This window comes from Rhizobium herbae (assembly GCF_019511375.1).
Classification (GTDB): Bacteria; Pseudomonadota; Alphaproteobacteria; order Rhizobiales; family Rhizobiaceae; genus Pararhizobium; species Pararhizobium herbae_A.
This window is the reverse complement of the sequence record NZ_JAEUAO010000002.1, coordinates 1-13,695: the sequence shown is the minus strand read 5'-3', so window position 1 is coordinate 13,695 and position 13,695 is coordinate 1. Positions and strand designations below refer to the sequence as shown.

12 protein-coding genes and 1 tRNA gene are annotated in these 13,695 nt (G+C 60.4%); 8 read left to right on the top strand and 5 right to left on the bottom strand.

Translation table 11 applies throughout. The features are described 5' to 3' along the window. The first annotated feature begins 99 nt into the window (after nt 1–99). The 8 genes from JNB71_RS07285 to JNB71_RS07250 all read left to right on the top strand — a co-directional run bounded on the left by JNB71_RS07285 (nt 100) and on the right by JNB71_RS07250 (nt 6,813). Nucleotides 100–879 (top strand): ABC transporter ATP-binding protein, encoded by a 780-nt coding sequence (locus tag JNB71_RS07285; protein WP_220371195.1) that lies wholly within the window; start codon nt 100–102, stop codon nt 877–879. Between the two features lie 46 nt (nt 880–925). Next, nucleotides 926–1,696, top strand: coding sequence for a transporter substrate-binding domain-containing protein (locus JNB71_RS07280; protein ID WP_220371194.1), 771 nt, complete (start codon nt 926–928; stop codon nt 1,694–1,696). A 140-nt stretch (nt 1,697–1,836) separates the two neighbouring features. Then, nucleotides 1,837–2,559, top strand: coding sequence for an ABC transporter permease (locus tag JNB71_RS07275; RefSeq protein ID WP_220371193.1), 723 nt, complete (start codon nt 1,837–1,839; stop codon nt 2,557–2,559). Between the two features lie 10 nt (nt 2,560–2,569). After that, on the top strand, nt 2,570–3,259 hold the full coding sequence (locus tag JNB71_RS07270; protein WP_220371192.1) for an ABC transporter permease: 690 nt from the start codon (nt 2,570–2,572) through the stop codon (nt 3,257–3,259). 135 nt (nt 3,260–3,394) lie between these two features. Continuing rightward, nucleotides 3,395–4,678: a trans-sulfuration enzyme family protein gene (locus JNB71_RS07265; RefSeq protein ID WP_220371191.1), complete on the top strand. Its 1,284-nt coding sequence runs from the start codon at nt 3,395–3,397 to the stop codon at nt 4,676–4,678. Nucleotides 4,679–4,755: 77 nt separating this feature from the next. Continuing rightward, the gene (locus tag JNB71_RS07260; RefSeq protein ID WP_220371190.1) at nt 4,756–5,664 is read left to right on the top strand and encodes a homocysteine S-methyltransferase family protein; all 909 of its coding nucleotides are present in this window, start codon (nt 4,756–4,758) and stop codon (nt 5,662–5,664) included. Nucleotides 5,665–5,993: 329 nt separating this feature from the next. Next, a complete protein-coding gene (locus JNB71_RS07255; protein WP_220371189.1) occupies nt 5,994–6,188 on the top strand; it encodes a hypothetical protein in 195 nt (64 codons plus the stop codon). 25 nt (nt 6,189–6,213) lie between these two features. Beyond that, entirely contained in the window at nt 6,214–6,813 is a 600-nt protein-coding gene (locus JNB71_RS07250) for an RBBP9/YdeN family alpha/beta hydrolase (protein ID WP_220371188.1), read from the top strand. An 11-nt stretch (nt 6,814–6,824) separates the two neighbouring features. Here the strand turns inward: JNB71_RS07250 and JNB71_RS07245 are convergent, their stop codons facing one another. The 5 genes from JNB71_RS07245 to JNB71_RS07225 form a co-directional block, all read right to left on the bottom strand. Next, on the bottom strand, nt 6,825–8,726 hold the full coding sequence (locus JNB71_RS07245) for a potassium transporter Kup (RefSeq protein WP_220371187.1): 1,902 nt from the start codon (nt 8,724–8,726) through the stop codon (nt 6,825–6,827). A 245-nt stretch (nt 8,727–8,971) separates the two neighbouring features. Further along, nucleotides 8,972–11,359, bottom strand: coding sequence for an aldehyde dehydrogenase family protein (locus JNB71_RS07240; protein ID WP_220371186.1), 2,388 nt, complete (start codon nt 11,357–11,359; stop codon nt 8,972–8,974). A gap of 4 nt (nt 11,360–11,363) precedes the next feature. Then, nucleotides 11,364–12,329, bottom strand: a complete 966-nt coding sequence (deoC, locus tag JNB71_RS07235) for a deoxyribose-phosphate aldolase (RefSeq protein WP_220372201.1) — start codon at nt 12,327–12,329, stop codon at nt 11,364–11,366. Nucleotides 12,330–12,514: 185 nt separating this feature from the next. Next, nucleotides 12,515–13,243 (bottom strand): DeoR family transcriptional regulator, encoded by a 729-nt coding sequence (locus tag JNB71_RS07230; protein WP_220372200.1) that lies wholly within the window; start codon nt 13,241–13,243, stop codon nt 12,515–12,517. Nucleotides 13,244–13,568: 325 nt separating this feature from the next. Continuing rightward, nucleotides 13,569–13,645, bottom strand: a tRNA-Met gene (locus tag JNB71_RS07225). Nucleotides 13,646–13,695: the final 50 nt, after the last annotated feature.

Here is a 13,695-nt window from a genome sequence, read left to right as displayed (position 1 = left end):
TTCCGCGTTGTGCATACCAATTGCGCGGCAATACCGCGCACGAGCGCTCGATAATATCGGCACAAGCCAACGTAAAAAATGAACCGGGGAACGTGAGGCATGACGAGACTGGCTCCTCCCGCCTTACTCGTGGACGATGTTCACAAGAGTTATGGGATCCACGAGGTCCTGAAAGGCGTATCATTATCGGCCGCGAAGGGCGATGTCATCTCGCTCATCGGATCGTCGGGCTCCGGCAAGAGCACGTTCCTGCGATGCATCAACTTCCTGGAGATTCCGGATCGCGGCCGCTTCGTCTTCAACGGCGAAGACGTCTTGCTCAAGTCCGGCCAAGGCGGGCGCGCGTATCCGGCCAGTTGGCGGCAGATCGAACGGATTCGGACCGGCCTTGCCATGGTGTTCCAAAGCTTCAACCTCTGGCCCCACATGACCGTGCTCGAAAACGTCATCGAGGCCCCGGTTTACGTTCAGAAAATGAACCGCAAGGAGGCGATCGACCGGGCCGAAGGGCTCCTTGCCAAGGTGGGGCTCTACGAGAAGCGCCACGTCTATCCGGCTTTCATGTCGGGCGGCCAGCAGCAGCGCGCATCGATCGCGCGCGCTCTATGCGTCGACCCTGCGGTGATGCTGTTCGACGAACCCACGTCCGCGCTCGATCCGGAACTTGTCGGCGAGGTGCTCAAAGTCATTCGCGATCTGGCGGAAGAGGGACGGACGATGCTGCTCGTCACCCATGAGATGAAGTTCGCCCGCGACGTCTCCAGTCACGTGATGTTCCTGCACCAGGGGCGCGTCGAGGAGGAAGGACCGCCGGCTCAGGTCTTCGGTGCACCGATCAGCGCCCGCTGCCGCGAATTCACGGGCGCGCTCGATAATTGATCATTCACCCGCGCCCAATCAGCCCAAAATCAAAAAGGGGAAATACATGAAATTGTTGTCTATCCTGCTGGCCGGCGCCGCGCTTTCCGTTTCAAGCGCCGCAGCCAATGCCGAAGTCCGCTTCGGCGTCATGAACGAAGCCTATCCGCCCTTCTTCACCAAGGACGCCTCCGGCAAGTGGGTCGGCTGGGAAATCGAGTTGATGGATGCCGTGTGCGCCGAGATGAAGGAGACGTGCTCCATCGTCGACATGTCCTGGGATGGTCTCATTCCCGGTCTTGAGGCGAAAAAGTTTGACGTCATCTGGTCGTCGATGTCGATTACCGACGAGCGCAAGAAGACCATCGACTTCACCGGCAAATACTACAACACGCCGAGCAAGCTGATCGGCGCCAAGGATGGCGAGACCGGCGCATCGCCCGATGACGTCGCCGGCAAGACCATCGGCATCCAGGTTTCGACCATCCAGTCCGACTACTACAAGAAATACTTTGCCGACAAAGCATCGGAAAAAACCTACACGACGCTGGATGAAGCGTTTCAGGACCTTTCCGCGGGCCGGATCGACTATGTCTTCGGCGATTCCATTCCGTTGTCGGAATTCCTGAAATCCGATTTCGGCAAGGACTGCTGCGAGGACAAAGGCAATGTGAAGGACGACGCGGCAATTCTGGGGTCCGGCATTGGCGGCGGATTGCGTAAAGACGATCACGCGCTGCTTGAAAAACTCAATGCCGCCATCGCGGCAGTCCGCGCGAATGGCAAATATGCCGAAATCTCCAAGAAGTACTTCGACTTCGATCCCTATGGCGAATGATTGACGGAAATGGCGCATGGCGGCTTCGTCATGCGCCGTTTCCCGACTGGGGCTGAGCCGAACCGCGCGTGATTTTACGCGACACAGCAAACTGCCGCTCTTTGCAGATGCGCCGCAGCTTCCCGACACCAAGGTACGTCATGTCATCCACCCAATCCATGCTGGAACTGCTGTCGCCCTACCCGCCGGGTTGGGGTGGCGTTCTTCTCAGCGGAGCACTTTCGACCGTTATGATATCGCTGGGAGCCTATCTGGTCGGCATGCTGATCGGTCTTCTCGGGGCAATCGGCAAGTTGAAGGGCAACCGACCGGTTCTCTTCGTTCTCGATGTCTATACGACGGCGGTCCGCGCCATTCCCGAACTGATCCTGATCATCGGTCTCTATTACGCCGGCACTGATGGCCTGAACCGCATTCTGCTTAGCCTTGGCCTTCCAGCCATCGAGGTAAACGGCTTCGTCGCGGCCATTGCAGTGCTCGGTATCGTCCAGGGTGCCTACATGACGGAGGTCCTGCGCGGCGCCATCCTCGCCATTCCGGTCGGCCAGATCGAAGCTGCCAGCGCGTTTGGGATGCGCCCCTTTCTGCGGTTTCGCCGCATCGTGCTGCCGGCGTTGATGCCGAATGCGTTGCCCGGCCTAGCCAATCTCTGGATGTCCGTCACCAAGGACAGTGCGCTGATCGCGGTCGTCGGCTATCAGGAACTGGCGCTCGCCACGCGGCTCGCGGCCGGCAACACCAAGCACTATTTTCTGTTCTTCCTTGCTGCCGCCGCCCTCTATCTCGTCATTACGCTGCTTTCCAACGTCGTTTTCGGCCTGCTGGAGAGCCGCTTCCGGCGCGGACAACCGAAAACCGCATGAGGATTGGCCGGTGAACTTTTCGTGGATTTCCTCCTACTGGCCGCTGCTTGCAGCGGGCGCAGTTCAGACCGTGCTGCTTCTGGTCATTTCAGTCGGCTTCGGCTTCATCCTGGCGATCTGCCTCGCCCTGGCGCAGGTCAGCGGCCCGCGCTGGCTCAAATGGCTTACCCGGGGCTATTGCACCTGCCTGCGTGGAACACCGCTTCTGATTCAGTTGTGGCTGCTCTACTACGGTGTGGGGTCGCTGTTGCCGCTCGTTCCGGGGCTGCGCGGCAGTTTCCTCTGGCCGATCGTACGCGAAGGCTTCTTCTTCGCGGCGTTGAGTTTCACCCTTAACTATGCCGCCTATGAAGCGGAAGTACTGCGCGGCGCGCTCCTGGCGGTCCCCAAGGGTGAACTCGAAGCGGGCCGATCCTTCGGCATGTCCTCCTGGACGCTACTGAGGCGGATCTGGTTGCCGCGCGCCATTCGCATTGCATTGCCGACGATTGCCGGCGAGGTCGTGCTGCAGCTAAAGGCAACGCCGCTCGCCTTCACCGTCACCGTGATGGACCTCTATGCCGTGGCGTACAAGGTGAGGCAGGATACGCTGCTGGTCTACGAGCCGCTGATGGTCGTCACGGTGTTTTACGTCTTACTGACGCTTCTCATTACCCGCGCCTTCAAGCTGCTCGAGGCTCAGGTCCCGGCGCGACGCTAGTATCGCTTCTCCGCGTCGGCGCGCGACAGGCCCGTCTGGTGCCGCTTATCGGCAGATTCCCCTCGATTGAGCGGTCGCAAACATGCTGGCCGGACTAAGTTCCCACACCTCACTGCAATTCAGGAAAGGTCTTCCATGTCCCCGAGCGTACCGTCCTCCCTGGCGGCAGAGGATCGCCCAAACGGCGCGGTTCCGCTGCGTCCATCGTCCGAAGGCAATCATGTGCTGCGCCGCGAAACACTGGCGCTCGATGGCGGTCTAGTCATCGACCCGGCGACGAAGGCCATCGCCCCCAACATCTCGATGTCGGTCAACAACATCCTGACGCCCGGCGACGGGGCCTTTTCGGCTGAAGGCGTCACGGACCTCACCGCCCTGCCCTTTCTCTATGCCCGCTGGACCAATCCGACCGTTCGACAGCTTGAGCAGCGCATGGCGGCACTCGAGGGCGCCGGAGACGCGCTGGCAACCGCAACAGGGGTCGCCGCGATTGCCGCCACGTTCCTGACCTTTCTCAAGAAGGGCGACCATCTGATCGTCAGCGACGTCTGCTACGCCGGCGCCAATGAACTGGCGCGGCGAATATTGCCGGATTACGGCATCGAGGTGACTGCCGTGAACATGTCGCGCCTCGGCGAACTGGCCGCGGCCTTCCGGCCCAACACGCGGCTGGTCCATTGTGAAAGCCCCTGCAACCCGATCCTGCGACTGACCGATCTTGCCAAGGTGGCGACGCTGGCACATCGACATGGCGCCTTGGTTTCGGTCGATTCGACCCTTGCCACACCGGTCGCAACCAGGCCGCTGGCGCTCGGTGTCGATCTGGTCATCCATTCGCTGACCAAGTTCATCAACGGCCATGGCGATGCGCTCGGCGGAATCGTTTGCGGTTGCAAAGACCTGGTCGAAAAAATTCGCTCCCGCGCCGGCGTCTATCTTGGCGCAACGCTGTCGGCGCAGAATGCCTGGCTGGTCATGCGCGGTATCGATACGCTGTTTCCACGGCTGCGGACCGTGTCCGCTTCCGCCCTGCGGATCGCGCGCTTCCTCGGCGATCACCCCCGCGTCAGGTCGGTCACCTATCCCGGGCTCGAAACCCACCCGCAGCACGATCTGGCGAAACGCCAGATGGACGTCTTCGGCGGGCTGCTGACGTTCCAGACTGAAAATCCGCAGATGATGGCGGTCCGTCTCGCCAGCAAGCTTCGGGTCGCGCACTACGCCTTTTCGCTCGGCCACCAGCGCAGCATCGTCGTTCTTCTCGATACGGCCGAAATGATGCACTCCACCTATCGTCTTGAGGGGGCGCAACTGGCGGACTACCGGGCCTTCGCCGGAGACGGCGTGTTCCGGCTCTCCGTCGGCCTGGAATCGGTCGACGACCTTGTCGCGGATCTGGACCAGGCGCTGAGCGCATGATGCCGACAGCAACCGCGCTGCCTCGATGATCGGGCGCTGACCGAACTGTTCTGACTGACAATTGGAGTTCTTACCTGATGAGCAAAACACGCATTTTGGACGGCGGAATGAGCCGGGAACTGATCCGCCTTGGCGCCGAGTTGCGGCAACCGGAATGGTCTGCCCTTGCGCTGATGGAAACCCCGCATATCGTCCGGCAGGTCCATGCGGACTTCATCGATGCCGGTGCGGATGTCATCACCACCAACAGTTATGCGCTGGTGCCGTTCCACATCGGCGAAGAGCGTTTTCGCTCCCGGGGGCCGGCGCTGATAGCGTTGGCAGGGAAGCTTGCACGCGAGGCTGCCGATGCACAAGCGGGCCGCAAGGTCATGGTCGCCGGCTCGCTGCCGCCGATTTTCGGTTCCTACGAACCGGAGCGCTTCGACCCCGCGCGCGCCGGTGAATACCTGAACGTCCTCATCGAGGGACTGGCGCCTCATGTCGATGTTTGGCTGGGGGAAACGCTGAGCTTGATCGCCGAAGCTGATGCCGTGCGCGCCGCCGTTGCTGGGCTCGGCAAGCCATTCTGGATTTCCTTCACACTTGAGGACGGCAATGAGGCCCTCTCGCTTGACGAACCAAGGCTGAGATCCGGCGAAACCGTTGCAGCCGCCGCCGCCTGGGCAGCCGGTTCAGGCGCACAGGCGCTTCTGTTCAACTGCAGCCGGCCCGAGGTCATGAAACGCGCCGTTGAAACCGCATCCGCCGTGTTTCAACGGAAGGGCGTGACCATCGACATTGGCGTCTATGCCAATGCGTTCCAAGCCGAGGAAAGCGAAGGCGGCGCAAACGAAATCCTTCACGGCACACGCGATGACCTGACGGACGACCGCTACTCGCATTTCGCCTGCGAGTGGGTCGAGGCTGGCGCCACCATCGTCGGCGGCTGCTGCGGCATCGGCGCCAAACACATCCACAAGCTTGCGCATAGCCTCAACGGCTAGGAGCCTCTTACCGGCAGGCAAGTCCGGACATGCGCTGTCTTCCGCACTCTTGCCCGTGTCTGCGAGCCATAAGAATGGCCCCGCAAATCCGGCCGCTCCACGGCCGGATGCTCGCCCTGTTGCCATGCTGATTGCGATAGCCCGCTTTGTGAGCGGCCGTTCGCTCTCGCTCGGCCAGACTCGTTTTTTCCGGCCAACCGCCAATTTTTTCTGCGATCGTCGGTGCGCCTAGTTCGCCGTTGCTTTTGTCTATCATTTTTATGGGCAATTATGGTCACGCATTTCCTCGACAGCGAGGATCGGACTTCACCCTTTGGAACGAGGGCACAATGAGCTTGCTTAGCCATTTTGACCGACTGCAAACAATGAGAAACCAGCTGGAGGAAAGGCTCGATCTTGATGAGGCGGGCATTAGTGGTCGCATGGATTACCGGAGGCGGCGCGACCTGCGCGACCGGATAGCCGAGATATCGGAAGAAATATTCGCGTTGGAACAGCGGTCTCGCTGCTCCTTGCAGTACTGACGCTCTCGCAGTCGAGGAAGCCCGGATGACGCCCACCTTAATCTTACCTGGCTTGAATGGATCCGGCGAGGGACATTGGCAGCGGTTCTGGCTCAAGGACGATGCCGAAAGTCGTCTGGTCGAGCAGGATGATTGGCAATCGCCGAAGGTCAAGGTCTGGCTGGAGCGCCTCGAAGAGGTTCTTGTCTGCGAGGGGCCGGCCTACATTGTCGCTCACAGCCTTGGATGCCTGCTCGCTGCCAAATGCGCAGATCGGCCCTCCGCGCGGCTGATCAAAGGTGCGCTGCTCGTTGCACCCTGTGACCTGTCGACCACCGAAAAGCTTCATCCCGGCGCCATTCATTTTGGCCGGATGCCGACCCGGGCACTTCCATTTCCAACTATCACCGTTGGAAGCTTGAACGATATCTACATGCCTCTCGAAACCCTGTCGTTGTATTGCCGCCTCTGGAAGACCGAGGCCAGAAACCTGGGACTGGCCGGGCATATAAACATTGCAAGCGGTTTCGGCAGGTGGACGGGCGGCTACGGATTGCTGTCCTTGTTGAAAAGGAAGGCTAGAACTTACCGCTATTCCGATCGTGCCTCGCTGCAGGACGGCGAGGCATTTTCGGCCAGGCCTTGACGGCTTGACCGTCAGATGGCGACTTGTTCGCCGATCTCGACGACTCGATTCGCAGGGAGGCTGAAATAGGCCGAGGGGTCGATTCCCAATCCCGAAAGCGCGATGTAGAGCTTGTCCTGCCAGCCCGGCAATCCCGAATTCGCCTTGCTGACCAAGGTCCGCCGTCCAAGGTAAAACGATGTCTGCATGATCTCGAACTTGAGGCCGGCTTTCTTGCACAGTGCAAGCGCCTTCGAGACGTTCGGCTCATCCATAAAGCCGAAGTAAACTTCGATCCGCACGAAACGCTCCGACAACTTCGTAATTGTCACGCGATTCGCGTCCGCCACGTAGGGCTGTTCCGTGGTCTTGACCGTCAGGATGATGTTCTTTTCATGGAGCACATGGTTGTGCTTGATGTTGTGCAAGAGGACCGCGGGGGCCTTGTCCCCGACACTGGTCAGGAAAACGGCGGTTCCAGGCACCCGCACGGGCGCATGCTCCGAATCCTTTTCAACCGAGCGAATGAAGGCTTCGAGCGGAATGTCGTGCCGGGCCGTCTTCTCGCGCAGCAGCTCTGATCCGCGCGTCCAGGTCCACATGATCAGCATGATCGCAATCGCCAGCAGAATCGGAACCCAGCCGCCATCGTGGACCTTGAGAAGGTTGGCGCCAAGGAAGACGGTTTCCAGCAGGAGCAGAGGCGCGAGCGTCACCCCGGTCATGATTGCCGACCATCCCCAAACCGAACGGAGGAACTGAAACGCCATCAGGGTCGTGACCACCATCGCGCCGGTGACCGAGATACCGTATGCGGTCGCAAGCGATTCCGAATCACCGAAGGCGAAGATCAGAACCAGCACGCCAACGAACAACAGGGTGTTCACCGCCGGCACGTAAATCTGCCCGGTGTTGGTCTCGGACGTGAATGCAACCAGCAGGCGTGGAAGGAAACCGAGATGCACCGCTTGCCGCGCCAGAGAAAAAGCGCCGGTGATTACGGCTTGGCTGGCGATGATGGTGGCGGCGGTGGCAAGCAGGACGATCGGCAGAAGTGCCCAATCCGGGTACATCAGGTAGAATGGGTCTGTGGCGGCTTCTGGATGCGCCAGCACAAATGCGCCCTGGCCAAGATAGTTCAGGGCCAGCGACGGAAAAACGAGCGTGAACCATGCGACCTGAATCGGCTTTCTGCCGAAATGGCCGAGATCGGCGTAGAGCGCCTCGGCGCCGGTCACGGTGAGGAAAACGGCGCCAAGGACGATGAGGCCGACAAAGCCCGCATGGGTGATGAACCAAACGGCGTTCACCGGGTTGAGGGCCTGGAGAATGGTGAAGTCGTCGCCAATATGCAGGAGACCGCCCCAGGCCATGGCAAGAAACCAAAGCACGGTAATCGGTCCAAAGAAATTTGAAACGGCCGCGGTGCCACGCGACTGAACAGCAAACAAAAGCACCATGATGAGGGCCGAGATCGGCAGCACGTAGCTTTCAAGGGCTGGCGTGACGAGCTTCAGCCCTTCGACGGCAGACATTACCGATAGGGCCGGCGTTATCATTGCGTCGCCGATAAAGAGCGCTGCGCCAATAAGGCCAGCGAAGAACAGCACCGGCATATATCGACCAGTCTTCTTCATCAGCAGCGCCAGCAGCGACAATGTTCCGCCCTCGCCGTCATTGTCGGCCCGCAACAGAAACAGGACGTATTTGAAGGTGACTATAATCGTCAGCGTCCACACCATCAGCGAGATCAGGCCAACGATTTCTGCCTGGGTCACGCCGTCGTGGGAGAAGGGTCTGAGCGCCTCGCGGAAGGCATAGAGCGGGCTGGTGCCGATATCACCATAAACCACCCCGATGGAGCCAAGCAGAAGGACGAGGAATTTCCGTGTACTAGCCGGTTCGACCGTGACATTGTCTGCAGGCGAGCTCATTCGGCCTCCGGGCCCTGATTGCCTCTGCGAGGCGGATGCCTGGATATATGGACGAGAGCCGGCCATGCCGCAACTCCTTTTCGGCAGGTCACCCGACGCCGGCGGCTCGTTTATGACCCTTGGTCTGCTGCGCGACCTGATATTCGCCGTTCGTCAACGACGCCGATCTGACGCCTTAAAAAATCGCGAGCGCTCACGCCTTTCTCAGCGGTTTGCCGCCCGCCCAGGCGAGCAAGCAGTGTTCCTTATTCTCCGTAGGGGATCCAGATATTCTTCACGTCCACGGCGCGGCGAAGGTATAGCGCCCCTTCTGCCGCAGCCCTGTCCAGCCAGTCCGTCGCCTTGCCATTGTCCACGAACGTGCGTTTCAGATTGCCCGAAGACAGCTTCTCCACCATCGCCGAGAGCTCGGCGGAGCCGAAAGCCCAGACCGCATCGACATCATTGTGTGCAGCGAGGGTCCTTGCCAGTTCGATCGCCGAGCCGGTCACGATATTAACGACACCGGCAGGCAGATCCGACGTTTCCAGAATGGAGTAAAAATCGGTCGCCGACAGCGGATAGGGCTCGCTCGGCACAACAACGACACGATTGCCGGTGGCAATCAGCGGCGCAACCAGACTGACAAGGCCGAGCAGTGGCGCTTCCGGCGGGCAAATGACGCCAACCACGCCGAGGGCCTCCGGCATGGCCAGGGCCACACCGCGCAGTGGTGGCTGGTGAACGACGCCTTCATATTTGTCCGCCCAGGCCGCGTAGGTAAAGAGACGCGAAATCGCGGCGTCAACCTCCGCTTTTGCACTGGCTGCAGATGCTCCGGTCATCGCTGTTATCCGTCCGGCAAACTCGTCGGCGCGGCCGCTGAGGTTTTCGGCGATGTAATACAGAATTTGAGCGCGGTTATGGGCGGTAGCATTCGACCAGGCGGTGGCGGCTTGAGCGGCAACCACGGCATTGCGGATGTCCTTGCGGTTGCCCTCGCCGACTTCGCCGATCGCCTTGCCCTTGGGTGAGGTGATCACACGGGAATAATTGCCGTCCGGCCGAGCCTGCTTGCCACCGATGAAGAGCTTTGCCGTCCGGTCAATGGTGGACAGGGTAAAATCGCCGGCAGCCGGCTTTACTGGCGAAGGAGCAGGCGTTGCTGGGCGCGCCTTGCGGCCGATCCAGGCCTTTGGCTTCAGATATTCGTAGCAACCCTCCCGTCCGCCTTCCCGGCCGAAACCGGATTCGCGCTTGCCACCGAAACCGACGGCGGCGTCGAACAGATTGGTAGCGTTCACCCAGACCACGCCTGCTGCGAGCTTCGCAGCAACGTTCAGCGCCAGGCCGATCGTCTCGCTCCACAGGCTCGCGGCGAGGCCGTAGCGCGTGTGATTGGCAAGCTGGATCGCCTCTTCCGGCGTACGGAAAGTCATGGAGACCGCAACCGGCCCGAAGATTTCCTCGCTCGCCACGATCGATGTCGGCTGCACGCCGCTAAGAAGCGTCGGCGGATAGAAGCTGCCGCCCTTCGGCATATCGATCTTGGCTTGATGCAGCGTCGCGCCTTCTGACACTCCCTTTTTCACCAGTGCTTCGATGCGCGTCAATTGCACCGGTGCGATGATCGCACCCATGTCGATGCACTTGTCCAGAGGCTGACCGACCCGCAATGTCTGCATGCGGCGCTTCAGCCGCTCATGAAAAAGGTCGGCAATTCCTTCATGGACCAGAAGTCGCGACCCAGCGCAGCAGACCTGCCCCTGATTGAACCAGATCGCATCGACGACCCCTTCCACGGCGCCGTCAATGTCGGCATCGTCAAAAACGATGAAAGGTGACTTGCCGCCGAGTTCCAAGGTCAGGGACTTACCGCTGCCCGCGGTACGCTCGCGAATGACGCGTCCGACCTCGGTCGATCCGGTAAAGGCAATCTTGTCGATATCCTCATGCCCGACAAGCAGCGCTCCTGTTTCGCCGTCTCCCGTGACGATGTTGAGCACGCCCGGCGGAAGACCCGCCGCGCAAGCGAGTTCGGCAAAGAGAAGCGCCGTCAGTGACGTGTATTCGGCAGGTTTCAGAACGACGGCATTGCCGAGCGCCAGAGCGGGCGCGACTTTCCAGGCCAGCATCAGGAAGGGGAAATTCCACGGAATGATCTGGCCGACGATGCCGACCGGCACATGATCGGCAAATTCCGTGTCCTGGATCTGCGCCCATCCGGCATGATGATAGAAATGGCGGGCTGCCAGCGGCACGTCGAGATCGCGGGTTTCGCGGATCGGTTTGCCATTGTCGATCGCCTCGACCACAGCAATCAGGCGCGCATGACGCTGGATCATCCGGGCAAGCGCATAGAGATGGCGCGCGCGCGCATGGCCCGGCAGCCGCGCCCATGACGCCTGTGCCTTGCGGGCAGCGGCAACCGCGTTGTCCACATCCTCAGCGCCGCCCGTCGCGAGCTTCGCCAGCACCTTGCCGGTGGCTGGTTCGAACGTGTCGAAACTCCTGGCCGACGCGGAAGGCACGAACGCCCCATTGATGAAGTGGCCGAAACCGGAAGCGTGGCGCGCCAGCCATTCGCGAGCTTCCGTATCGGCTTCAGGTGCAGGCCCGTAGGACATTTCGTCGAAATATTTGGCAACGGTCATCGGCTCATCCAATCGGGTGTCTGTTGAGGGCAGAATAGGCACCGGTGACATGGTGCTCCAGCTGCCGCTCGATATCCGCAAGCAGGCTCGATGCCCCGATACGGAAGAGGTCGGGTTCCAGCCACTCGCGGCCCAGTTCGTCCTTCATCAGGAACTGGTAGTTCAACACGTCCTTCGCCGCGGAAATACCGCCGGCCGGCTTGTAGCCGATCTTGATGCCGGTGCGCTCCTGATAGGCGCGGATCGCCCGCAGCATCGTCAATGTCACGGCCAGCGTCGCGTTGACGCCTTCCTTGCCGGTCGATGTCTTGATGAAATCGGCGCCTGCCATCATGCAAACGAGCGAGGCCTTGTTGACATTGCGCAACGTCTTCAGGTCGCCGGTCGCCAGAATTGCCTTGACATGGGCATCGCCGCAGGCGGCGCGATAGTCCCTCATTTCCTCGTAGAGCGCTGTCCAATTGCCGGTCAGCACGTGCTCACGGGTGATGACGATGTCGATTTCCCTGGCGCCGTCGGCAACCGATGCTTCGATTTCCTTGACTTTGAGATGGTGCGGGCTGAGACCGGCCGGAAACCCTGTCGAGACCGCCGCAACCGGAATGCCGGAATCGCCGAGCGCCTCGACGGCGGTGGCAACAAAACGATGGTAGACGCAGACGGCGCCGGTGGTGATCGAACGGCCGCCCATGCCGAGGGAATCCAGAATGTCGGCGCGGATCGGGCTCATCGCCTTGGCGCACAACCGCTTGACACGCTCGGGCGTATCGTCGCCGTTCAGCGTCGTCAGATCGATGCAGGTGACCGCCTTCAGCAGCCAGGCCGCCTGTACGTCCTTCTTGACCGTGCGACGACCGGGCAAGGTCGCGACGCGGCGCTCGGTCGCCGACAGGTTGACGCGTGAATCCAGCACCCAGGAGAGATCCAGCGGCATGCCTGGGTTGCGCACCGGGGCATGGTTCGACAGCATGGGGGAGGCCTCGTCGCCCGCCAACCTGCGCAGCCCGCTTTCTCGTTCCACTTGCTTATCCTCCCCGTGCTGGGCGGTGTTGCGCCATCGGCTTGCTTGTTATTTTCATAACATTATTTGTTACTTTTCCACCGTGCCGAGGCGGCGTCAAGTTTGATTCTTGCCAGCAAATGGAAAAAAGGCAATCACTCCGGGAAGTCTTTGAGTCCATCTTCGGTGATGACCGCGTCGAAGGACTGCAGATCGCTGAAGAAAGCGGGCTTGAGCTTCCCGATCTTGCTGCTGTCGACAAGGAGAATGTTCTTCTGGGCCCGGGACATGGCTTTCCGTTTGATCTCGGCCTCGTGGAAATGCGCGCATGTCGCGCCGCGGCGGCTGTCGACGCCTGCAGCGGAGAGGAAGGCGACATTAATGCCGAGGGCATCAAGCGTTTCCAGACCTGCGGAACCGGAAAAGGACGCCGAGGCCGAATGATAGAGCCCGCCCAGCATGACGAGGCGAACGTTCGGCTTGCGGGTCAGCCGCTCGGCTATGTTGAGGGCGTAACAGATCGCGGTGAGGTGATAGTGATCGGGAAGAAGGTCGACAAGATATGGCACCGTCGTGCCGCAGTCGAAGAAGATCGTGTCGTCGTCGTGGATGTATTCGATAGCGTGGGAGCAAGCTTGCCTCTTTGCCGCGGCGTGACTGTCCGCGGCTCTGGATAGTTCATAGGGATTGTCGCTCTCCACATCCGAGGCAGGCACGATATGGCCGCCGAAAAATGCGAACTGATCGGCGTTGGCGCTCACATCCCGACGAACCGTCATCTCGGAAACGCCGAGTAGCTGGGCAGCCGTCTTGACATGGAGAATGCGGTGCTGTGACAGGGCATCAGACAGCGCCGCAATGCGATGTCCCTTTCGAGGGTTCATTCGATCCTCCCCTTCGCCCTTTTTCCGAGGAATATCGTTTTGATGTGATTTTAACAAGTAGTCATTGCAAAGACCACAATCCTGGAACCGCGCCGCCATTTCTGTCTCGCATCTCACGCCCAGTCTCGTTCCGTGCTATCGCATGATGCAACATTGTCGCCCGTGTTGCTGACCACTCTCCGCAAGGAGCTGCGCTACAGGCCTGACCGATGATGACCAGGGCACAGCCGTTTCACAGCGCAGTCCAAACAAAAAAAGCTCCTCGACGCTTGTGCGGAGGAGCTTTGCGAGAAGCGACTTGAATGGGCAAATATTCAAGTATCGTTGGTTGCGGGGGCAGGATTTGAACCTGCGGCCTTCAGGTTATGAGCCTGACGAGCTACCGGGCTGCTCCACCCCGCGTCAAGCGCATTCGGATTTGCCGAATGTCGCGATCGTGTAACTGCGAAGCT

Excerpts from the sequence above, each read along its gene's own strand:
- JNB71_RS07285 (WP_220371195.1), top strand. The coding sequence starts at position 100 with ATGACGAGACTGGCTCCTCCCGCCTTACTCGTGGACGATGTTCACAAG.
- JNB71_RS07280 (WP_220371194.1), top strand. The coding sequence starts at position 926 with ATGAAATTGTTGTCTATCCTGCTGGCCGGCGCCGCGCTTTCCGTTTCA.
- JNB71_RS07275 (WP_220371193.1), top strand. The coding sequence starts at position 1,837 with ATGTCATCCACCCAATCCATGCTGGAACTGCTGTCGCCCTACCCGCCG.
- JNB71_RS07265 (WP_220371191.1), top strand. The coding sequence starts at position 3,395 with ATGTCCCCGAGCGTACCGTCCTCCCTGGCGGCAGAGGATCGCCCAAAC.
- JNB71_RS07260 (WP_220371190.1), top strand. The coding sequence starts at position 4,756 with ATGAGCAAAACACGCATTTTGGACGGCGGAATGAGCCGGGAACTGATC.
- JNB71_RS07255 (WP_220371189.1), top strand. The coding sequence starts at position 5,994 with ATGAGCTTGCTTAGCCATTTTGACCGACTGCAAACAATGAGAAACCAG.
- JNB71_RS07250 (WP_220371188.1), top strand. The coding sequence starts at position 6,214 with ATGACGCCCACCTTAATCTTACCTGGCTTGAATGGATCCGGCGAGGGA.
- JNB71_RS07245 (WP_220371187.1), bottom strand. The coding sequence starts at position 8,726 with ATGAGCTCGCCTGCAGACAATGTCACGGTCGAACCGGCTAGTACACGG.
- JNB71_RS07240 (WP_220371186.1), bottom strand. The coding sequence starts at position 11,359 with ATGACCGTTGCCAAATATTTCGACGAAATGTCCTACGGGCCTGCACCT.
- deoC (WP_220372201.1), bottom strand. The coding sequence starts at position 12,329 with ATGCTGTCGAACCATGCCCCGGTGCGCAACCCAGGCATGCCGCTGGAT.
- JNB71_RS07230 (WP_220372200.1), bottom strand. The coding sequence starts at position 13,243 with ATGAACCCTCGAAAGGGACATCGCATTGCGGCGCTGTCTGATGCCCTG.